Annotated in this window: 19 protein-coding genes and 1 tRNA gene; 5 read left to right on the plus strand and 15 right to left on the minus strand. The window is 64.9% G+C overall.

The window, feature by feature from the left end; genetic code table 11:
• Positions 1 to 3: 3 nt before the first annotated feature.
• Both ACL02S_RS16390 and ACL02S_RS16395 read left to right on the plus strand, forming a co-directional pair.
• Entirely contained in the window at positions 4 to 183 is a 180-nt protein-coding gene (locus ACL02S_RS16390) for a hypothetical protein (protein WP_412803296.1), read from the plus strand.
• A complete protein-coding gene (locus ACL02S_RS16395) occupies positions 180 to 1,409 on the plus strand; it encodes a site-specific integrase (RefSeq protein ID WP_412803297.1) in 1,230 nt (409 codons plus the stop codon). Before ACL02S_RS16390 ends, ACL02S_RS16395 begins: the two co-directional genes overlap by 4 nt.
• 14 nt (positions 1,410 to 1,423) lie before the next feature.
• Here ACL02S_RS16395 and ACL02S_RS16400 read toward each other — a convergent pair.
• The 4 genes from ACL02S_RS16400 to ACL02S_RS16415 form a co-directional block, all read right to left on the minus strand.
• A tRNA-Thr gene (locus ACL02S_RS16400) sits at positions 1,424 to 1,499 on the minus strand.
• Positions 1,500 to 1,561: 62 nt separating this feature from the next.
• Positions 1,562 to 2,767, minus strand: coding sequence for a DNA polymerase III subunit delta' (locus ACL02S_RS16405; RefSeq protein ID WP_412803298.1), 1,206 nt, complete (start codon positions 2,765 to 2,767; stop codon positions 1,562 to 1,564).
• Between the two features lie 142 nt (positions 2,768 to 2,909).
• A complete protein-coding gene (gene topA / locus ACL02S_RS16410) occupies positions 2,910 to 5,906 on the minus strand; it encodes a type I DNA topoisomerase (RefSeq protein WP_412803299.1) in 2,997 nt (998 codons plus the stop codon).
• Positions 5,907 to 6,251: 345 nt separating this feature from the next.
• Positions 6,252 to 6,458 (minus strand): cold-shock protein, encoded by a 207-nt coding sequence (locus ACL02S_RS16415; protein WP_011206895.1) that lies wholly within the window; start codon positions 6,456 to 6,458, stop codon positions 6,252 to 6,254.
• Positions 6,459 to 6,894: 436 nt separating this feature from the next.
• Here ACL02S_RS16415 and ACL02S_RS16420 point away from each other — a divergent pair, with 436 nt between their 5' ends.
• Positions 6,895 to 9,276 (plus strand): DEAD/DEAH box helicase, encoded by a 2,382-nt coding sequence (locus tag ACL02S_RS16420; RefSeq protein ID WP_412803300.1) that lies wholly within the window; start codon positions 6,895 to 6,897, stop codon positions 9,274 to 9,276.
• A gap of 282 nt (positions 9,277 to 9,558) precedes the next feature.
• Here the strand turns inward: ACL02S_RS16420 and ACL02S_RS16425 are convergent, their stop codons facing one another.
• The 7 genes from ACL02S_RS16425 to ssd all read right to left on the minus strand — a co-directional run bounded on the left by ACL02S_RS16425 (position 9,559) and on the right by ssd (position 14,517).
• Entirely contained in the window at positions 9,559 to 10,059 is a 501-nt protein-coding gene (locus ACL02S_RS16425) for an Rv3654c family TadE-like protein (protein WP_412803301.1), read from the minus strand.
• Positions 10,056 to 10,370 (minus strand): TadE family type IV pilus minor pilin, encoded by a 315-nt coding sequence (locus ACL02S_RS16430; RefSeq protein ID WP_412803302.1) that lies wholly within the window; start codon positions 10,368 to 10,370, stop codon positions 10,056 to 10,058. The genes ACL02S_RS16425 and ACL02S_RS16430 overlap by 4 nt, the downstream gene beginning before the upstream one ends.
• 62 nt (positions 10,371 to 10,432) lie before the next feature.
• Complete coding sequence (locus tag ACL02S_RS16435) at positions 10,433 to 10,618, minus strand: DUF4244 domain-containing protein (protein WP_412803303.1); 186 nt, start codon at positions 10,616 to 10,618, stop codon at positions 10,433 to 10,435.
• 171 nt (positions 10,619 to 10,789) lie between these two features.
• On the minus strand, positions 10,790 to 11,395 hold the full coding sequence (locus ACL02S_RS16440) for a type II secretion system F family protein (protein ID WP_412803397.1): 606 nt from the start codon (positions 11,393 to 11,395) through the stop codon (positions 10,790 to 10,792).
• A gap of 114 nt (positions 11,396 to 11,509) precedes the next feature.
• Positions 11,510 to 12,304: a type II secretion system F family protein gene (locus ACL02S_RS16445; RefSeq protein WP_412803304.1), complete on the minus strand. Its 795-nt coding sequence runs from the start codon at positions 12,302 to 12,304 to the stop codon at positions 11,510 to 11,512.
• A complete protein-coding gene (locus tag ACL02S_RS16450) occupies positions 12,301 to 13,485 on the minus strand; it encodes a TadA family conjugal transfer-associated ATPase (protein ID WP_412803305.1) in 1,185 nt (394 codons plus the stop codon). Before ACL02S_RS16450 ends, ACL02S_RS16445 begins: the two co-directional genes overlap by 4 nt.
• A gap of 9 nt (positions 13,486 to 13,494) precedes the next feature.
• Positions 13,495 to 14,517, minus strand: a complete 1,023-nt coding sequence (gene ssd / locus ACL02S_RS16455) for a septum site-determining protein Ssd (protein ID WP_412803398.1) — start codon at positions 14,515 to 14,517, stop codon at positions 13,495 to 13,497.
• Here ssd and ACL02S_RS16460 point away from each other — a divergent pair.
• Both ACL02S_RS16460 and ACL02S_RS16465 read left to right on the plus strand, forming a co-directional pair.
• On the plus strand, positions 14,461 to 14,589 hold the full coding sequence (locus ACL02S_RS16460; RefSeq protein WP_412803406.1) for a hypothetical protein: 129 nt from the start codon (positions 14,461 to 14,463) through the stop codon (positions 14,587 to 14,589). The two genes, ssd and ACL02S_RS16460, sit on opposite strands and share 57 nt — an antisense overlap.
• 375 nt (positions 14,590 to 14,964) lie before the next feature.
• A complete protein-coding gene (locus ACL02S_RS16465; protein WP_412803306.1) occupies positions 14,965 to 15,774 on the plus strand; it encodes an HAD-IB family hydrolase in 810 nt (269 codons plus the stop codon).
• Positions 15,775 to 16,329: 555 nt separating this feature from the next.
• Here ACL02S_RS16465 and ACL02S_RS16470 read toward each other — a convergent pair.
• The 4 genes from ACL02S_RS16470 to ACL02S_RS16485 form a co-directional block, all read right to left on the minus strand.
• Positions 16,330 to 17,076: a Fic family protein gene (locus tag ACL02S_RS16470; protein WP_412803307.1), complete on the minus strand. Its 747-nt coding sequence runs from the start codon at positions 17,074 to 17,076 to the stop codon at positions 16,330 to 16,332.
• 62 nt (positions 17,077 to 17,138) lie between these two features.
• On the minus strand, positions 17,139 to 18,818 hold the full coding sequence (locus ACL02S_RS16475; RefSeq protein WP_412803308.1) for a dipeptide ABC transporter ATP-binding protein: 1,680 nt from the start codon (positions 18,816 to 18,818) through the stop codon (positions 17,139 to 17,141).
• On the minus strand, positions 18,815 to 19,774 hold the full coding sequence (locus ACL02S_RS16480; protein WP_412803309.1) for an ABC transporter permease: 960 nt from the start codon (positions 19,772 to 19,774) through the stop codon (positions 18,815 to 18,817). The genes ACL02S_RS16475 and ACL02S_RS16480 overlap by 4 nt, the downstream gene beginning before the upstream one ends.
• Positions 19,767 to 20,693, minus strand: a complete 927-nt coding sequence (locus tag ACL02S_RS16485; RefSeq protein ID WP_412803310.1) for an ABC transporter permease — start codon at positions 20,691 to 20,693, stop codon at positions 19,767 to 19,769. The genes ACL02S_RS16480 and ACL02S_RS16485 overlap by 8 nt, the downstream gene beginning before the upstream one ends.
• Positions 20,694 to 20,721: the final 28 nt, after the last annotated feature.

The following is a 20,721-nucleotide window of genomic DNA, read 5'->3' on the forward strand; positions in this document are numbered from 1 at the left end:
GTCATGTCGAGACTGCTCAACGAGGCCGAGGTACGCAAGCTGATCCCGATCGGGCACAGCAAGTACTACGAACTCATCGGCTCGGGCGCACTGCGGTCGGTCAAGATCGGCCGACGCCGCTTCGTCACCGAACAGGCCGTGACCGACTACATCGCCGGACTCGACCAGGAGGCGGCAGCGTGAGTAGACGGCAGCTACCGCCGCAGATCGAGAAGATCACGCTCAAGAGCGGCGCTGTCCGCTACCAGGTCACCGCCGAAGCAGGCGTTGATCCGGAGACAGGCAAGCGGCGGCAAACACGGAAGCGGTATCGCACCGAGAAGGAGGCCCGTGACGCGCTGGCCGAGACTTCGACCGCTGTTCGTCGGGGGACCTACGTCCCGAATTCGGCGTTGACGGTGGATCAGGCATGCTCTGATTGGCTGGCAGGCAAGCGGGTTCGTGGAACGACTGCCATGAACTACGCAAACGCGCTACAGCCGGTCAGGGATCGCTATGGCGAAGAACCTGTGCAGAAGCTGTCGAAACGGCACTTGGACGACCTGGTTACCGATCTCCTCGCCGGTACAGCCAAGAAGTCCAATGGTCGGGACAGGAGGCCTTGGGCGCCGGAAACGGTCAATGCCACCTTGGACCGGTTCGAGTCCGTGCTGGATTCGCTTGTAGCAGAGGGGAAGCTGGTCCGTAACGTCGCCTCGCTGGTCGACAGAGTGCCGGTCAAGCGGAAGAAGCGGCACAACACCTTCTCCGAGGATGAAGTACGAAAGGTGCTGGCGGTGGCGTCGAAAGATCGTAATGGCCATGCCTGGCACCTAGCATTGTCCGGCCTTCGACGTGGCGAGATCGGCGGATTACGGTGGTCGGACATCAACCTGGAGGCCGGAACCCTGACTATCGCCAACAATCGGGTATCGGTGAACGGTAAGGCTGAGGAGTACGAAACGAAGTCGGAGGACTCGGACCGGACACTGCCATTGACGCCGACGTTGAAGGCCGAGTTGAAGGCAGCACGGAAGCGGCAAGCTGCGGAGAAACTGGCACTCGGTGAGGCATACGGACCTGGGACACACGTGGTGGTTGATGCGGCAGGCTGCTCGTACCATCCGGATACCCTCACCGATTACTGGGAGAAGATCACCAAGGCGGCGCGAGTGCATCGGATTCGGTTGCACGATGCTCGTCATACCTGCGGGACGTTGATGCATCTTCAGGGGGTGCCGATCGCGGTGATATCGGAGTGGCTGGGGCACGCTGACAGCGCGTTCACGATGCGCACCTACGTGCATTCCCAGAACGATGCACTGGCCACCGCAGCGGGCACGCTGGAGGCCGTTGTGACAAACCGTGACAAGGCGGGTGCTGCGGCATCTCGCCGGAAACGTCGACGGGGGCGTAAATCGGCTGGTTAGAACCGGTTTCCGGGTGGAGCCGCCTGGGGGAATCGAACCCCCGACCTTTTCATTACGAGTGAAGCGCTCTACCGACTGAGCTAAGGCGGCGTGCCTTTCGGCCAGGTGAGTCTATCGTCTCATGGTCCGATCACGAAAACGGGTGGTCACGGCTACTGCGATCGGGCCGCGATCAGGGTCGCCGCCATCGAGGCGAGGGCGAAGCGGGGTTTGACGTTCCGGTCGAGGGCTTCGCGGCAGGCGAGGACCGCTTCGAGGGAAGTGAGCAGGCCTTCGGGGCGTACTCGCCTGGCCAGGTCATAGGTCTGCTCGGCAAGGTCCGGGTGAGTGAGCGCGATGCCGGACTCGGGCCTGGCGGCGCCGAAACGGACGGCCAGCGCATCACGGTAGACGCCGGCCATATCGATCAGCGAGCGGTCGAGAGCGTCGCGGCTGGTGCGGGTAGTCCTGGATTTCTGCCGTCTTTCCAGGTCCTTCAGCACGCCGGCGGAACCTCGGGTCGCACTTGCCGTGCCCTTGCCGGTACCACCTGCGCCCAGCGCGGTCGCGAGTTCCGCGCGCTCTCGCTCATCGCGAGTGGCGTTCATCTGCTTGGCCTCGTCGTCGGCTGCTCGTACCAGCTCGTCAGCGGCGGCATAGGCTGCTCCGGGATCGCTGATCGCGGCGGCCAAGGCCAGGGCGCGTTTGCGCCGGGCACGTGCCTCGTCGTCGGTGGCAAGCCTGCGAGCCCGACCGATATGCCCGCCGCTGATCGATGCGGCCCAGATCGCGGTTTTCTCGTCGAGCTCGTCACGTTCCTGAAGTACTCGCGCGATGGCGGGCACCGATGGCGTCACCAGAGGTACGTGCCTACAGCGAGAACGCAGGGTGACCGAGATGTCCTCTGGGTCCACCGAGGGTGCGCACAGCAGGAATACCGTCCGGTCCGGCGGTTCCTCCACCACTTTGAGCAGTACATTGCCCGCTGCCTCGGTCAAGCGGTCGGCATCCTCGACGACCACCACCTGCCAACGCCCTGTGGTCGGCCGCCGCGAGGCGATCGGCACAATCCCGCGCATCTCCTTGGTGCTGATACTCAGCCCCTCGGGCACCACCCGGCGAACATCGCCGTGTGTACCCGCCATGGTGGTAGTGCAGGCATGGCAGCTACCACATCCAGGAGCATTCGGGTCGGTGCACTGCAATGCGGCCGCGAAGCACAATGCCGCGATGGATCTGCCCGATCCGGGTGGACCGGTGAACAACCACGAATGCGTCATCGCCCCCTCGGCCTTACCTCCGCGCGCCGCGATGGCCGCAGCCATCAGCTCGGATTCGACCGCCTCCTGGCCGACCAACCGATCGAAGACACCCGCCACGCTGTACACCCTAGCCGCCCGCACCACCAGCTCCCGCGCGCAGTGCCCACCGCTGCGGGCGGGTGGAGCGGCGATCAGGATACCGCTGGCACCGCGAGCCGAGAGCTTACGACTTCCCCGCGCCGGTTTCCTCCGCCACCACCTATTCGGCCAGCACTTCGGTGGTTGCCGTCTTCTTCGCCGCGGTCTTCTTGGCCGGAGCTTTCTCCGCGGTGGTCTTCTTCGCCGCTGTCTTCTTAGCCGCGGCTTTCTCCGCGGTCTTCTTCGCCGCGGCTTTCTTGGCCGGAGCCTTCTTCGCCGCGGTCTTCTTGGCCGGAGCCTTCTTCGCCGCGGTCTTCTTGGCCGCCTTCTTCACCGGGCCGCGCGCCCGCCGATCGGCGAGCAACTCCATGGCCCGCTCCGGGGTGATCGACTCGATCTCATCACCTTTGCGCAGCGTCGCATTGGTCTCGCCATCGGTGACATACGGCCCGAAACGGCCGTCCTTGATCACCATCGGCTTACCGGTGGCCGAGTCGGTGCCGAGCTCACGCAACGGGGCTGCGGCCGAAGCCTGTCTGCCACGCCGCTTCGGCTCCGCGTAGATCTTCAGCGCTTCCTCCAGCGTCACGGTGAAGATCTGGTCCTCGGTGTTCAGCGACCGTGAGTCGGTGCCCTTCTTCAGATATGGCCCATAGCGTCCGTTCTGCGCGGTGATCTCCTCGCCGGTGGCCGGATCGGTACCGACCACCCGCGGTAGGGACAGCAGCTGGAGTGCGTCGTCGAGCGTGATGGTGGACAGGTCCATGGACCGGAAGAGGGAACCGGTGCGCGGTTTGGGCGCGGCGGCCTTCTTCGCGGTCTTCTTGGCAGGCTCCGCTGCCTCATCGGCCTGCGGGCTGGGCAGAATCTCGGTGACGTATGGACCGAAACGCCCCTCCTTGGCCACGATCTGGTGGCCGGTCGCCGGATCGGCGCCGAGTACCCGCCCCTCCTGCGGTGTCGCGAAAAGCTTCTCGGCGACCTCTCGGGTCAGCTCATCCGGTGGAAGATCATCCGGTAGGTTGGCCCGCTGGGATACCGGAGCACTGTCCGGAGCATTGGGATCGGCGACCATCCGTTCCAGATACGGCCCGTATCTACCGACCCGGACGACGACGTCACGTCCATCGGAATCGTTGAACAGTTTGATGGAGTTGATCTCGCGGGCATCGATATCGTCGAGCCGCTCACCGACCATCTTCTTCAGCCCACCGGATCGCGCGACCGATCCCTCTACCCCGTGCTCGCCGCCGAAATAGAAGCTGGACAACCAATTTCCGCGCTGTTGGCGTCCGCCCGCGATAGCATCGAGATCGTCCTCCATGGCGGCGGTGAAGTCGAAATCGACCAGTCGGCCGAAATGCTCCTCCAGCAAGCCGATGACTGCGAACGCCACCCAGGACGGCACCAGGGCGTTGCCACGCTTGTACACATAGCCGCGATCGAGGATGGTCTTGATAATCGACGAATACGTCGACGGGCGGCCGATACCGAGCTCTTCGAGCATCTTGATCAACGATGCCTCGGTATAGCGCGCGGGCGGATTCGTGCTGTGCCCATCGGGATTCAGCTCGACCGCGGTGACCGCCTGGCCTTCCGACAGTGCGGGCAGCCTGGATTCGGCATCGTCGGATTGGCCGCCGACTTCCTCGTCGACACTCTCCACATAGGCCCGCAGGAAACCGGGGAAGGTGATGGTGCGGCCGGAGGCGGAGAACACGCACTCCTCGCCGGTGCCCGCGATGCCGGTGATGCGCAGGGTCAGCGTAGTGCCCTTGGCATCGGCCATCTGCGAGGCGACGGTGCGCTGCCAGATGAGTTCGTAGAGGCGGAACTCATCGTTATCCAATCGGGAGTGCAACTGCCCCGGAGTGGCGAAGGTATCGCCCGCGGGCCGGATCGCCTCGTGTGCCTCCTGCGCGTTCTTCACCTTGCGGTTGTATTGCCGCGCGGTCGGGTGCACGTACTCGGTGCCGTAGAGCTGGGTCGCCTGGGCACGGGCCGCGGCGATCGCCGACTCCGACAGCGTGGTCGAGTCGGTACGCATATAGGTGATGTAGCCGTTCTCGTACAGCCGCTGCGCCACCCGCATCGTCCGCTCGGAGGTGAAACGTAGCTTGCGCCCCGCCTCCTGCTGCAATGTCGAGGTCATGAACGGCGCGTAGGGCTTACGGCTGTAGGGCTTGGACTCCGCCGAGGAGACCACCAGGTCGGTGCCGTCCAACGCCTCGGCGAGCCGCCGGGCATAGCCTTCGTCCAGCACGATGACGCCGGGCGCCCGGTCTGGCGTAGGGGCTTGCTGGTCGGCAGTATTCTGATCGGCGGCTTTGAGCCTGCCGTCCGAGCCGAAATCCCGCCCCGATGCGACCCTGGCGCCATCGACGGTGATCAGCCGCGCACCGAAGGTCCTCGGGTTGGTGGCATCGCTCTCCTCGCCGGTACCCGCGTCCAGTTTGGCGGCGATATCCCAGTACTCGGCCGAGCGGAACGCCATGCGCTCGCGCTCACGCTGCACGATCACCCGAGTCGCGACCGATTGCACGCGGCCCGCCGATAAGCGCGGCATGACCTTCTTCCACAGCACCGGGCTGACCTCGTAGCCGTAGAGCCGGTCGAGGATGCGGCGGGTCTCCTGGGCGTCGACCAGATCGCTGTCGAGTTCGCGGGTGTCCGCCGCGGCGGCCCGGATCGCGGGCTCGGTGATCTCGTGGAACACCATCCGCCGGACCGGCACCTTGGGTTTGAGCGTCTCCAGCAGGTGCCAGGCGATGGCTTCGCCCTCGCGATCGGGGTCGGTCGCCAGATAGAGCTCGTCCGCGTCCTTCAACAGGCTCTTGAGCTCGGTGACCTTGGCTTTCTTATCCGGGTTCACGATGTAGATGGGTTCGAAATCGTTGTCCACATCCACACCGAGACGCGCCCAGGACTGTCCCTTGTACTTGGCCGGGACATCCGCGGCGCCACGTGGCAGGTCCCGGATATGACCGACCGACGCCTCGACCGTGTAGTTCCTGCCGAGGTATGGCGCGATCTTACGGGCTTTGGTCGGGGACTCGACGATCACGAGACGACGCAGGGGACGCCCCTGGTCGGCTACACCGCGGTCTCGTGTTGCCACCGGCGAATACACCTTTCCTCAATCGACCCGCGCCACGTTGTTCCCGCTGCGCGCGGCTGGGGTAAGCGGCTACGACGGCTAGGCGTCGCGCTGCCAGACACGTTTATACCGTGACGCTGCGTGTGGTCGGGCGTTACGACTCGAACCACTGAGCGTACGCGCGTCGGTTCGAATCAGTATGCCTTGTCCGTGGACCACATCGCCGCCTCGGCGTGCCGCGCGGACGGTTCTTCCAGGTCACACGGCTCACGGCCACCCCAGATATCGAGCTACCCCAGATATAGCTCGTCCCTCACCCCGGGAACCGGTGGTGAGGGACGAGCAGTAGTAGTTACACACGTGCGCTCAGCTGAGCGCACGCACTCCAGTGGCCTGCGGGCCCTTCGTGCCCTGGCCGACTTCGAACTCGACCTTCTGGTTCTCCTCGAGGGTGCGGAATCCCGACCCTTGGATCTCGGAGTAGTGGACGAAGACGTCAGCGGAGCCGTCCTCGGGCGCGATGAAGCCGAACCCCTTCTCCGCGTTGAACCACTTCACAGTTCCCTGTGCCATTCTGTTCCTTCTCTTTTCTTACCGGAACGGCGGACAACTGGGTTCGTCCACCGGGTCCGTTCCGACCGCTGTACTGTTGGTTTCCCCCTGCAGGAAAGCACCAAGCACACCGTTCGCAACATCGATCCTGCTGACGGTTTGGATTTGGATCCGTCCCTCGAACACAGAAGCTTGCGACCAGGAACCAGTGAACCATGTCTTCGAGCAATTCAACAGTCGAGTTACCGACAATTTGCAAAAAAGTTGATCTTGCGAATGTACAGGTGAGGAACACAATGCAAGAATCTGTACTCCAGGTTCGTTTGCCTTCTGATAACCGAGTGAACGTTTGGCAATCGAGCTGTGACCAAGGTCGCTATTCGGCATCGAAATCCCGAGTGGCGTGCTCCCAGTACACAGGTTTCGCAGTATCCGAGCGTGTCGCGGAACTCGAGGCATGAATCCGGCGGACCCGGCGGCTGGAGTGCAGTCGCGAACCGCTTTCGGCTATGGCGCTTCGTTGCTGAATCGTGTCCACACACAAACGTCACACGATCCCGAGGCGACCCATGTCGTAGAGCTGCCCGCACTTGCCGCCACATATGCCGCCTGGCCTGCCTGGACAGCGCCGGAAGTACTCGCGGCCTTACGCGGTACGGGCATCGACTGCCCGTGGAGTCACCAAGCCGAGACAGCGGAGCTGGCGTTCCGAGGCGAGCATGTGGTGGTGAGCACCGGGACCGCATCGGGCAAATCGCTCGGATATCAGCTGCCCGTGCTCACCGCGTTACACGCGGACCCGAAAGCCACCGCGTTGTATCTGGCGCCGACGAAGGCGCTCGGCGCCGACCAGCTGCGTGCGATCGGGGCGCTGACCCAGGAGCACCCGCTGCGCGATATCCATCCGGCCGGCTACGACGGCGACACCCCTGCCGAGATCCGACGGTGGGTACGCGCCAACGCACGCTGGATATTCACCAATCCGGACCTGCTCCACCTGGGAATTTTGCGATCGCACCAGCGCTGGGCCCGCGTGCTGCGCGGATTGCGGTATGTGGTGGTCGACGAATGCCACGCCTACCGGGGAGTTTTCGGTTCGCACGTCGCGCTGGTTCTGCGCAGGCTACGGCGGATCGCGGCACGATACGGCGCCGATCCGGTGTTCGTGTTGTGCTCGGCGACCACCGCTGATCCCGCGGCCGCCGCGTCCAGGCTGATCGGCGCACCCTGCGCCGCGGTCACCCAGGACGGCTCGCCACGGGGACCGCGCACGGTCGCGCTCTTGGAGCCACCGCCGCACACCACGGCGCCAGGTGAAAACGGAGCCCCGATCCGCCGCTCGACCACTATGGAGGCAGCGCGGATCATGGCGGATCTGGTGGCCGAAGGGGCACGGACCTTGACATTCGTGCGCTCACGCCGGGCCGCCGAGCTGACCGCGATGGAGACGGGGAAACTGCTGGCCGAAACCCATCCCGACCTCGCAGGGCGGGTAGCGTCCTACCGTGCGGGATACCTGGCCGAGGACCGGCGCGGGCTGGAAGCGGCGCTGTCGGACGGGTCACTGCTCGGCGTCGCGACTACCAACGCATTGGAACTCGGTATCGATATCGCGGGGCTGGACGCGGTCATCGTCTCAGGTTTCCCCGGCACGGTCGCGTCGTTCTGGCAACAAGCTGGGCGTGCGGGACGCCGCGCACAGGGATCACTGGTCCTGTTGATAGCGCGGGACGATCCACTGGACACCTACCTGGTGCGCCATCCGGAGGCGCTACTGGACAAGCCGGTCGAGGCCACTGTCACCGATCCGCGCAATCCCTACGTACTCGGCCCGCACCTGCTGTGCGCCGCACTGGAACTGCCGCTCACTGATACCGAGATGGACGAATTCGGTGCGCACGAGGTCCTGCCCGATCTGATCGCGCACGGGCTGATCCGGCGGCGTGGGACACCGGACCGCGGCCGATGGCACCTCACCGCGCAGACATTGCCACACGACACAGTCGATATCAGGGGCGGAATCGGTACCGCGGTGGCTGTCGTCGACGGCGAGACCGGCAGGCTGCTCGGCACCGTCGACGCCGGGCCCGCACCGGCGACGCTGCATCAGGATGCCGTCTACCTGCACCAGGGTGAGACCTACGTGGTCGACGAACTGGATCTCGACGAGGGCATCGCCTTGGTGCACGCGGCCGAACCCGGGTGGACCACCAGCGCGAGGGAGGTGACCTCGATCGTCATCGATACGGTGCTCGAACAGCACGAACACGGCCATGTGACGATCAGCCTGGCGCAGGTGCGAGTCACCAGTCAGGTGATCGGCTACCTGCGCACACTCGTCACCGGCGAGATAGCCGGCCTTGTCGAACTCGACCTGCCGCCGCAGACCCTGCCGACCAAGGCCGTGTTGTACACGGTTACGCCGGAGTTGTTGACACTGGCAGGCATCGAACCCCACCACGTCCCCGGCGCCCTCCATGCGGCCGAACACGCGGCAATCGGCCTGTTGCCGCTGGTAGCGGCGTGCGACCACTGGGACATCGGCAGCGTCTCCACCGCCGAACATCCGGATACCGGGCTGGCCACCGTCTTCGTCTACGACAACCAGGCAGGTGGGACCGGTTTCGCCGAGCGCGGGTTCGCTCGGCTACAGCAGTGGCTTTCGGCGACCTCGGCAACCATCGAATCGTGCAGTTGTGTGGCGGGCTGTCCGTCCTGCGTCCAATCACCCCGATGCGGTACCGGGAACCAGCCACTGGACAAGGCGGGAGCGGCACGCTTACTCAGCGCCGTACTGACCGAACTGTCCCCCGATGTGAACCAGACCCGCGATTCATGAGGACTGACACAGAACACCGCAGGTCATCAGGGGTCTGTTACCGGTGCGCCCGCCGGGAGCAGAAGACAACCGCAACGAAACAGCGCCCTTTCACCTCTCGAAACAAAGCGATAGCCATTCCAATAACCAGACCATTGCCCCATTATCGGCAGCACGTACATACCTTAATTTTTTTCTATACTCACCCCGAGTGGAGAATTCTCCAAGGCTTTTTAACTGGCCAGTAGTATTGCCGATTCCCAGCGGCACGACGAGTCATGAGGTAGTGCATATTGAACTCTCTCACTCAACGACAGGTCCGGCACGGGCGATCGCCCGGACGATACGATCTCCATACAGACCTATTGGTACATTTCTTTCGGTAGTGATTGTCATGTCCCACTCTGTGACTTCACAGTTCTGGATCCGCGCTCCCATTCGCCTGGCGACATCTTCTGCCTCCGCGCACGCGATCTCCGTTCCATCCACCAATGTGCCCGCGCCTGCCAACGCCGCCATATCCGCTGCCGCTTGTGCTCGATGCCGTGCCACAATTACGACACCGACCTGAGCGATTACGACTGTCACGCTGAGCAACGCCACTAAACCGAGACACGTGAACACGGTGGCTACTCCCGCCTCACCGGATACCCGACGAATCGCTACAGCGAATCTCGAATGTTGTGTCCGGCACCAGGCCCGAGCTCTTATCTGCCGCTCGGACCAGGCCCGCACCACCCGTCTCCGGCAGGCTGTCCGCCTGCCCGGTCCGGAGACGCACCGGAGCCGGGTACCCGCGCTCATGGAAACACTCCTGGCTCCATGGTGGCGACCGCTTCCGCCCGAAGCGTGAGCAGAGGAAGAAGCGGAGTCCGTGCGGAGACCACAGCCACGACGCGAGTGCCCTCCGCACGGAGAGCGATATCGGCCGACGGCGGGGCGATCTGTTCTGCCGCGATGACCGCGTTGGCCTGATCGCCCCGCGCGGCCAGCCGGGCCGCCTCTCTCGCGGCGTCGACACATCGGACTTGTGCCGACGCCGCGAACAAGGCGCCGAGGCACAGCACGACGGCGACGACAACCGCGGTGAGCGCGACAGCGGCCTCGACTGTCACCGCACCAGAGTCATCACGCAGCCCGAGTACGCCACGACGCTCTCCTCGACCGAGAGCAGCGCCTACACCCCGGTGTTCAGCGCCCGATCGATGATGCTGGTCAGCGCGTTCACAATGCTGTCGCCTGTTACCACCCCATAGAGCACAGCGCCGAACGCCGCGGCCGCGATCGTTCCGATCGCGTACTCCGCTGTGCTCATACCGTCCTCCGCGACCACCACCTGCACCAGACGAGCACGCAGGCCCATCCATACGCTCCCTGGTCTCCGACCTCCCGACCTCGACGCATGATCGATACGCACCACCCGATTCCCCTCTCATTCCGGCTCGTGCGGCGGGTCCGCACGAGCACGCTTTCATCGGCGAGGCGTGCGGCACCGCCACCAACCACCGCGACCGCGCGACGGCGAGCGACGAAGTCACCACAGACCGCCGTCCAGGATCCGGTCTGCCAGGCCTGCTACCACGGGCACGATGCCCAGACAGACGAATGCGGGAAGAAAGCACAAGCCGAGCGGCCCACCGATCAAGACGCCCGCGCGCTCTGCCTTCGTGGCAGCCACATCTTCGGCCGTGGCTCTGCAGTGTTCGGCCAACTCCCCTACCGCGACTGCCAGTGACGCACCGGACCGTGCCGAACGACGGATGATCCGGGCCAATGACTCGATCTCCTCGGCACCCGAACTGCCGGTCCGATCCCGTGCGACTTGTTCCCACGCTGTGGCCGCGTCGGCGCCGAGCGCGAGCAGATCCCCCGCCCGTCGCAGGGCTTCGCCGAACGACGCCGGAGCTTCTGGAGCCACCGCCCGTGCCGCGCCGGCCACAGGGAGCCCGGCACGCAAGCACGCCGCCAGCAGATCGAAAACCGAGGCCAAGGCCATGGGATCGGTGCTCGGGCGCACTCCTCGTGACGATTCGGCCTGCTGATCGTCCTGATGGCGCAGCGAACGCAGCCGGCGAGTCACCGCAACCCGTCCCGGCAGGACCATCGACGCGGCCGCGCACAGCAGTAAGGGAACAACCATCCCGGTGGACACAATCCTCCCCCTTTCCCAGTGCCGAAGCAGCTCTAGCGAACCTCGACCGATCCCCGCGGAGGGGGACTACGGATCGGACTCGGCTGCTCCCGGAAACCGGACTCATACCAGCACCTTTCGGGTGATGGCATCGGTCCACAGCAAGCCGGTACAGACCAGCCCGGCACCGAGTGGCAGCAGTACCGCCCCAACGGGCGAACCGAAGAGAACATGTAGCGGCGAAGCCCCCATCACATGACCGAGCGCTATGCCAAGACATGGCAGACAGGCCAGAACTACCGCGGTGGCACGCGCACCTGCCAGCGCCGCAGTGGTGCGGCCCTGGAATCGAATGCGTCCAGCGAGATCGACGCGGGATGCTGCCAGCAGCTCACCGAGGGCCAGACCATGCCGCTCGGCGACCTGCCAGGCACCTGCGATACGAGACAACTCTGCCGCGATAAGGGAGTCCGGCCGGTACAGACCCTCCGCCACGGAACCACCGAGCTTGCTGCGCGCCGCGCCGACAGCGAAGGCTTGCGCCGGTTCACCACGCACCTCATGCGCCACGACCTCGGCGGCTGCTCCCGGATGCGCGCCAACCCGTAATTCGGCGATCATCGCTTCCAGTGCGTCGAGCAGGTGTCCGCGCTCGATACTCCTGCGCCGGTCCCGTATCGCGGAATGGAGTCGCAGACCAGCCGTTCCGGTGATCATGACCGCTGCGAGGAATGGGCCCGGTCCGAGGAAAGCGAGCACAGCCGCGAGACCTGCGCTCGCACCGACCCGGAGCACCACAGCCTTTTCTGGCTTCCCACGGTTGCCTGCTGTGCGGAATATCCGTACGAACCGCCGCCGCGCTATCGGCGCCGGGGCCACCACCAACGCCATCGCGATACACACCAGAACGAGACTCATCGGTCGATCCGTTCGGCAAGCAGATCGGATAACTCCGCTGCGGCAGGAGCCGCTGCCGTCGCGTGCCACGCGGGCGTGATCCGCACCCGACCGCTTCCGGTGCGATCCACAAGGCCGATCTCGCACAACCCGCGCGAACCATCGGCTCGGCGGTGCACATGCAGGACAACCTGGACCGCGGCGGCGAGTTGACTGTGCAGCGCCATCCGGTCCATTCCGCCAAGCGCGGCAAGTGCTTCCAGGCGTGCTGGGACTTCCCGCGGCGAATTGGCGTGCACGGTGCCCGCACTACCCTCATGACCTGTGTTCAACGCGGTCAGCAAATCGACAACCTCGGCGCCCCTGACCTCACCGACCACGATCCGATCCGGCCGCATGCGCAGTGCCTGACGGAGCAGGTCGCGCACGGTAACCGCACCGGCGCCCTCCACATTCGCGGTCCTGGCGACCAACCTGACCACATGCGGATGCGGTGGTGCCAGCTCAGCAGCGTCCTCGATACAGATGATCCGCTCGGCCGGACTCACTGTGGCGAGCAAACCGGATAGGAGCGTCGTCTTCCCAGCACCCGTACCGCCGACCACGAGGAACGCCAGACGCGCCTGGATGATGCGTTCCAGCAGGAGCTTCGCATCCGCGGGCATCGCACCCAACGCGGCCAGCGTATCCAGCCCCTGGGTGGCCGGGCGAAGTACCCGTAGCGAAAGGCAGGTACCGCCGTGCGCGATCGGCGCGAGTACCGCGTGTAGCCGGACACCGAACGAATCCCCCAGCACCGCATCGGTTCCGGCCAGACGACCATCCACCCAAGGCTGTGCGTCGTCGAGCCGCCGTCCTGCCGATAGGGCCAAACGCTGCGCGAGCCGCCGTACCGCGTTCTCGTCGGGAAAGGTGAGAGAGGTTTTCTCCAATCCGTGCCCGCGATCGATCCACACCGCGTCCGGACCGGTAACCAGGACATCCGCGATATGCGGATCGTGTAACAAAGGTTCGAGCACGCCGACACCGGTCATCTCGGTCTGCAACAGCCGTAACGCCCGCAACAGATCGGTATCACTCAGCACCCCGCCCGCCTCGGTCCGGATCGCGGCGGCAACCTGCGCCGGATCCGGATCCCCTGTTTTCGCGGCCAGTCGTTCCCGCACCCGATCCAGCAACTCACGCGTCAGCAACGCACTCATATCGCCTCCTCACTGCCATTGCCCGGCCGATGTGCTGAGCACGCCGAGGACCGCATCGGCGGCATCGCGCAGCGGGCCGCGGCGGCGCACCGAGACCCCGCCGCGCTCCAAGCGATGCGCCAACCCCGACTGGGCACGAACGGCAGCGAGCAGGGGGAGGTCGAGCACCCCGGCGACTTCATCGCCACGTAGTCCACCTGGCGCGGGACCACGGACGATCAAACCCTGATTCGGATTTCGGCGTGCGATATGCGCCGATACCGCTTCGGCGGCGGCGACCGCCCGCAGCAGGGCAGGAACGACCAGGACAACGAGATCCGCCGAGTCGAGCATCTGGTCGGCATGCGGACCCCGCTCGCAGGAGATATCGCATACGACGAGATCACCTGCGGCACGGCCTGCTTCGACCACGGCACGGACACCAGCGGGACCGAGCTCGCTCGGCGCCCCACCCACACCACACCGGCCGCAGGACAGCACCGCGAGTCCGGGGGCCGCGGCAGGCAGCGCACCGTGCAGCGCGGCCGCGGACACCCGCCCATCCTCGACGACGAGATCCGGCCAACGCAGACCCGCCACCGTCTCGATACCGAGCAGCAGATCGAGTCCCCCGCCGAAAGGGGCGCCGTCGACCAGCAAGGTCTCATGCCAGAACCTCTCGGCAGCACCCCGCAATGCGAGCGCGACAGCCAATGTGGACGCCCCGGCCCCACCGCAGGCACCCGCGATGACGACCACCGCACCATCACCCGCGCGCTGTTCGCCGTACTCGGCGAACATCTCGATAAGCTCCACCGCGGCGCCAGGTAAGGCGATAACTCGCTCCGCGCCCGCCGATGCCGCGGCCTGCCAATCCGGTAGGTCCGGCTCACCGCCGGTGACCAGCACTACACCCGTCCGGCGCGGATAACGCCCCGCTGCCGCCCCCTGCGCCGCAGCGGTATCCAGAATCACCAGAGGAGCGCTCATCCAAGCATGCCTGCCGACAAGCCCGCCCTGTTCGTCGAGACTTCGTTCCGCGGCAGCAGCGATGCGCCGGACTTCCTCGCACAGGCGGTCGTCTTGGACGAGCACAAGCGCGGGTGGCACTCCGTCCAGCGCTGATGCTTCGAAATTCATACCGGTCAGCGTTGTCGACAATGAGTGGGCGCGGAAGCGGTCCCGTACCGAATGTGGATAACTCGCCGACTGGGGATATTTCCACCCAACGCTCGACGAACAGTCCTGAAAATAGAGGACGACCCCAGCCGGGGGGGGAGGAGGCTGGGGCCGTCGGGGTTCAGCCCCGGGGGGTCGGGCTGAACGCGCCTGGACCATGTCCAGGTGTCAGCAATACTACACCCAAGCCCGGGCTATAGCGCAAGTCCGCCATCGGAGAACTTCACGGCTCACCGCGCCGACAGACGGAAGCGAACCGACGGCCCTGATGCGGGTGCCCGACACGACCCTCCCTCGACCCCACATGCCTATCCTGGTCGAGTGGACAAACCAGCCACCTCAGGTGGACGCGTCGCCGCTTTCTTCGATCTCGACAAGACCGTGATCGCCAAATCGAGCACATTCGTCTTCAGTAAGCCCTTCTACGCGCAGGGGCTGTTGAACCGGCGCGCCGTCCTGGAAAGCAGCTACGCCCACTTCCTGTTCCTGTTGTCCGGCGCCGACCATGAGCAGATGGAGCGGATGCGTGCCCATCTGACCACCATGTGCGCCGGATGGGAGGTCGAACAGGTGAAGGCCATTGTCGCCGAGACATTGCACGAACTGATCGAACCGCTGATCTACGCGGAGGCGACCGATCTGATCGCCGACCACAAGATCCGGGGCCACGATGTGGTGATCGTCTCGGCATCCGGGGAGGAGATCGTCGGCCCGATCGCCCGAGCGCTCGGCGCCGCACACATTGCCGCCACCCGGATGGTCGTTGCCGATGGTAAGTACACCGGTGAAGTGGAGTTCTATTGCTACGGCACCGGGAAGGTCGATGCTGTCGAAAAGCTCGCCACTACCGAGGGTTACGACCTATCGCGCTGCTACGCCTACTCCGATTCGATCACCGACCTACCCCTGTTGACGGCAGTAGGGCACCCGACAGCGGTCAATCCGGATCGCAACCTACGCCGCGCGGCCACTGCCAACGACTGGCCCGTGCTGACATTCACCAATCCCGTGTCACTGTGGTCGCGCCTGCAGACACCGTCCCCTACCACACTGGCCGCGACGGTCGCGGCCTGCTCGAGCGCACTGATCGCAGGCGCGGTCAGCTACCGGGTCCTGCGCAGGAAACATTGAGGGCCGGACAACCGAGCGGCCACAGAGCGAGCCTCCGCCTACATCCCGCATGAATACGCGCGCCCCGAAGATGTTCGCCACGAGAATATTTACCATGAACCCGCCTACCGCACCCAGAGCGTGAGCGACCTTTCGGCAGACCCCGAAAAACCAGAGAAATCGGACAAATCACCGATAAAACCGCTGGAAGTACTATGCTTCCGATCCCCTTGCTGTGAGTGCTAGCAGAGTGTAGAAAGGTAATTACGGGAAGGCGGAAGGCCAAGGCAGGGCCGGAAGAGAAGGGCCTGTCTCCCGCCCACCTTTCCCGGCACGGACGCCAGGCACCCACGCGGAGCGCGCCGCGACAAGGGCAGAAGCGTTGTGGGCCTGCGAAATACGGGTATTCGGCAGCGATAGCCTCGCACAGGTTGCGGGGATGAGCTTTCGATGTCCGGATTGTCGCCGAGGCCGCAGAACACAACCCACCCAGCACGCTTGGTAACCGGGTGGTCCGTGCTAGCGGGCGGTGATGTCGACAGACAACGCCGCCCGCTTTGATGTGCGTGGACTCCGTTATCCCACCGCGGAGTCCGCGATCGAGGTGGCCTCCCGCGCCCCATCCTCGAATGCGCCGCAGCAGAAGATCACCCAGCTGCCCACAGCATCCGGATCCCCGGTGCCGAATCCGGTGGCCGCATCCAGATAGGCCTGGCGCCTGCTCCGCCAGAACACCTCCGGTACACCGAGACTGTGCGGGTCGAGTCCGCTCGACACCGCGACCAGGCGCGAAGCCGCCCGCGCGACGATACCGTCGGCTGTGCCGAACGGCCGCAGCGCCAGTAGCTCGCCATGTACTACGGCGGCGATCACCGGCGCGGGCACCTGCGTACCGAGCACCGTCTGCGCCAGCAGATCCAGCCGTTCCGCAATACCGGGCGCACTACGTGGCCTGCCGAGCGATTCCTGCTCCGGCACCACATCCGCGGCGGCGAGCAGATGTAGCCGCGCCAGCGCCTGCAGCGGCGCCCGCTGCCAGGTGGCCACCGAGTTCCGGAGCGCTTCGCCGTCCAGTGCCTGCCCGACCCGTAACGAACCGGCGAGAATCGGATCAGCTACCCGGCCGTCCGCGGGGAGTTCCGTGCTACCGCCGTCGATAGCGGCCGAGGAACGGGCCGCGCGCACCGCGGCCTCTGCCGCTGTGGTCGGCCAGCCACGGCGGTTCGCCTTGTGCCGATGTACCTCGGCCAGCGCGATGCGAGCACGGTCGGCCGCGTCCAGGACACCGGGCAGGTCGAGGAGGGGCTGTAGCGGATCGGTCACGGCATACGAGGCTACTTGTGCCGGAGCAGGCCGATCCGCTCACCCGGCAGGTCCGCCCGCCGCTACCCCGCCAGCAGTCCACGCCCCGGTATCGCGTCGAGTAGCTTCCGGGTGTACTCCTGTCTGGGAGTATCGAACACCTCATCCGCCGTCGCCGCCTCGACCACTCTGCCGCGCTGCATGACCAGCACATCGTCGGCGATCTGCCGGACTACAGCCAGATCATGAGTGATGAACAGGTACGTCAGCCCCAGCTCGGCCTGCAGCTCATCGAGCAATCCCAGGATCTGCGCCTGCACCAGCACATCGAGTGCCGATACCGCCTCATCGCACACCACCACCTCCGGCCGGAGGGCGAGCGCCCGTGCGATGGCCACCCGCTGGCGCTGGCCACCGGACAACTCGTTGGGGTAACGGCGCAGTACGCTGGACGGCAGCGCCACCTTGTCGAGCAGTTCCCGGACAGTCGCCTCCCGCTCCGCGGTGGTACCGATTCGGTGGATGCGCAATGGCTCCTCGATGGTGCGGTAGATGGTGTACATCGGATCGAGAGAGCCGTAGGGATCCTGGAAAATCGGCTGTACCCGGCGCCGGAAGGCGAAGGTGCCCTTACGGTCGAGTGTCGCCACCGTTTTCCCGTCGAAAGTCACCGATCCGGACGTCGGTGCGAGCAGGCCGAGAACCATGTGCGCCACTGTCGTTTTACCCGAGCCGGATTCGCCGACAATCGCCATGGTCGAACCGCGCCGCAGCCGAAACGACACCTCATCGGCCGCGACGAAATCGGTCGACTTCCACGGCACCCGATCGCGCATACGGAACTTCTTGGTCAGCCGATCGGCCACGATCACCGCATCCGAGAGCACCTCCGGTACCGCCACCTGATCGCCCTCGGTGCGGATCTCGGCTCGTTGCCGTACCGAGGACACCCGTTGCGCAGCCAGTGAAGGGGCCGAACTCACCAGGCGCTGGGTGTACAGATGCCGCGGATCACGCAGAATGCGCAGCGCAGGACCGGATTCCACAACCTGTCCGCGATACATCACCACCAAGTGATCCGCACGCTCCGCGGCAAGGCCGAGGTCATGGGTGATGAGCAGCACCGCGGTACCGAGCTCGGCGGTGAGTCCGTCGAGGTGATCGAGAATCTGCCGCTGCACCGTCACATCCAGCGCCGAAGTCGGCTCATCCGCGATGAGCAGCTCGGGGCGGCAGGCCAGGCCGATCGCGATCAGTGCCCGCTGCCGCATACCGCCGGAGAATTCGTGGGGATACTGGTCTGCCCGCCGCCGCGCATCGGGTATCCCGGCCTCCTCCAGTAGCTCCACTGCCCGCGCCTCGGCCGCCTTACCCCGCGCGATACCGTTGGCCACCAAGGTCTCGCGGATCTGGAACCCGATCTTCCACACCGGATTCAGATTCGACATCGGGTCCTGCGGCACCAAACCGATGCCGCTGCCCCTGAGGGCGACGATATCGCGCTTCGAAGCCGTGGTGAGGTCCTTGCCGTCGAACGTGATCGACCCTGAGGTGACCCGCCCTGTTCCTGGCAGGAGATCGATGATGGCATGCGCCGTCGTCGACTTGCCCGAGCCGGATTCGCCGACGATCGCCACGGTCTGGCCCGGGTATATCGTCAGGCTCGCACCTCTGACCGCGGGTAACCGCGCCCCATCGGCGGTGAAACACACATTGAGATCAGTGATTTCCAGCAGCGGTTGTTGCTGCGCGGCCTCGTTCATCGCTTCCTCGCCTTCGGGTCCAAGGCGTCACGCACCGCATCGCCGAGCATGATGAAACTCAGTACGGTCAACGCCAGCGCGGTCGCGGGATAGAACAGAATCCCCGAGGTACGGATCTCATTCTGTCCGGTAGCGATATCGCCACCCCAGGACACCACCGTGCGCGGCAGGCCGACACCAAGATAGGACAGTGTCGCCTCGGTGACGATGAAGACACCGAGCCACAATGTGGTGACCACGATCAATGGGCCTGCCGCGTTCGGTAGCACGTGTCGCAGCAGTATCTTCAGCCGGGACAGACCCAATGCCGTTGCCGCCATGACGTAGTCGCTGTTCTTCGCCTGGATGACCGCGCTGCGGGCGATTCGAGCCGCTTGCGGCCAGGTGAAGCCGGCGAGAATGACGATAACCGTCCAGATGGTGCGGGAATCCAGCAACTGCATGACCACGATCGCGGCCAGCATCAACGGGATCGCGTAGAAGATCTCGGAAATCCTGGATACGACCGAGTCCAGCAGCCCGCCGTAGAAGCCGGCCAGCGCCCCGAGTGTCCCACCGATCAGCACGAACAGCGCGGTAGCGCCGATCCCGGTCAGGACGGAAGCTCGCGCACCGTAGACCGTCCTTGCGTAGATATCGCATCCCTGTTTGTCGAAACCGAATGGATGCCCCGCGCTGCCTGGGTCCATGCTGAAATCTCCGTTGCAGTAACGCGGATCCTGGCTGGTGAACAGCTCCGGCCAGGCCACAACGAGCAGCACGAACGCGATCAATACCGTCGCGATGACGAAGATCGGGTTGCGTCGCAGTTGTCGCCACGCATCGCGCCATACGCTGCTCGGGGCACCTGAATCCACCACCACATCGGTGGCAAGCACCTCGACCTCGTCGGGCGGTGAGACGAAGTGTCCTTGTCCACGGCGTTCCGGACCGGCTACGGCGCTCGGGTCAGGCATAGCGAATCCTCGGGTCGAGTACGGCGTAGAGCAGATCGACGATCAGATTGGTGAGCAGGAAGATGACGATGAGCACGGTGACGAACGAGACCACGGTCGGTGGCTCTCCCCGGATGACTGCCTGGTAGAGCGTGCCACCCACACCGGAGATGTTGAAGATGCCCTCGGTGATGATCGCGCCACCCATCAAGGCACCGAGATCGGTACCGAGGAAAGTGATCACCGGGATCATCGAATTACGCAAGATGTGCACCGACACCACCCGAGGTCTGCTGAGCCCCTTCGCCGTCGCGGTACGCACGTAATCGGCGGACATGCTCTCCGCCACCGAATTCCTGGTCAACCGCAAAACGTAGGCGAACGAGAGCGAGCCGAGCACGAACGCGGGCACGAGCAGTTCGCCGATCGTCGCCTGCCCGGAGACGGTCACCGGCGCGATCCCCCATTTCACCCCGAGCAGGAACTGCGCGAGGAAACCGATCACGAAAAGCGGCACCGCGATCACGATCAAGCTGATCACCAGCATCGTCGAATCGAAAAGCTTCCCCTTGCGCAGCCCCGCGATCAGGCCGAACACAATGCCGAACACGGCCTCGATGAGTACAGCGAGAGAGGCGAGCTTGAAGGTGATCGGGAATGCCCGCACCAGTTCATCGCGCACCGGCCTACCGGAGAAGGCGGTACCGAAGTCCAATGTGACAATGCCCTTCAAGTAGAGCAGGTACTGCACGATGAAGGGCTCATCGAGGTTATAGCGCTCCCGCAGTTGTTTCTCCACCGCAGGCGTCATCGGCTTGTCACCGGCCAGCGCTTGGATCGGATCTCCTGGGATGAGGAACACCAGGGCATAGATGAGCAACGTCGCCCCGAGGAAAACGGGGATCATTTGAAGCAGACGCCGCAAGATATACCAGGCCATATCGTCTCCTGGGGTCGGCGTCATCCCG

This window comes from Nocardia spongicola (assembly GCF_047200775.1).
GTDB lineage: Bacteria > Actinomycetota > Actinomycetes > Mycobacteriales > Mycobacteriaceae > Nocardia.

Excerpts from the sequence above, each read along its gene's own strand:
- ACL02S_RS16390 (WP_412803296.1), top strand. The coding sequence starts at position 4 with ATGTCGAGACTGCTCAACGAGGCCGAGGTACGCAAGCTGATCCCGATC.
- ACL02S_RS16415 (WP_011206895.1), bottom strand. The coding sequence starts at position 6,458 with ATGGCACAGGGAACTGTGAAGTGGTTCAACGCGGAGAAGGGGTTCGGC.
- ACL02S_RS16420 (WP_412803300.1), top strand. The coding sequence starts at position 6,895 with ATGAATCCGGCGGACCCGGCGGCTGGAGTGCAGTCGCGAACCGCTTTC.
- ACL02S_RS16425 (WP_412803301.1), bottom strand. The coding sequence starts at position 10,059 with ATGAGCGCGGGTACCCGGCTCCGGTGCGTCTCCGGACCGGGCAGGCGG.
- ACL02S_RS16435 (WP_412803303.1), bottom strand. The coding sequence starts at position 10,618 with ATGGGCCTGCGTGCTCGTCTGGTGCAGGTGGTGGTCGCGGAGGACGGT.
- ACL02S_RS16440 (WP_412803397.1), bottom strand. The coding sequence starts at position 11,395 with ATGGTTGTTCCCTTACTGCTGTGCGCGGCCGCGTCGATGGTCCTGCCG.
- ACL02S_RS16445 (WP_412803304.1), bottom strand. The coding sequence starts at position 12,304 with ATGAGTCTCGTTCTGGTGTGTATCGCGATGGCGTTGGTGGTGGCCCCG.
- ACL02S_RS16450 (WP_412803305.1), bottom strand. The coding sequence starts at position 13,485 with ATGAGTGCGTTGCTGACGCGTGAGTTGCTGGATCGGGTGCGGGAACGA.
- ACL02S_RS16460 (WP_412803406.1), top strand. The coding sequence starts at position 14,461 with ATGCCTGCCGACAAGCCCGCCCTGTTCGTCGAGACTTCGTTCCGCGGC.
- ACL02S_RS16475 (WP_412803308.1), bottom strand. The coding sequence starts at position 18,818 with ATGAACGAGGCCGCGCAGCAACAACCGCTGCTGGAAATCACTGATCTC.
- ACL02S_RS16480 (WP_412803309.1), bottom strand. The coding sequence starts at position 19,774 with ATGCCTGACCCGAGCGCCGTAGCCGGTCCGGAACGCCGTGGACAAGGA.
- ACL02S_RS16485 (WP_412803310.1), bottom strand. The coding sequence starts at position 20,693 with ATGGCCTGGTATATCTTGCGGCGTCTGCTTCAAATGATCCCCGTTTTC.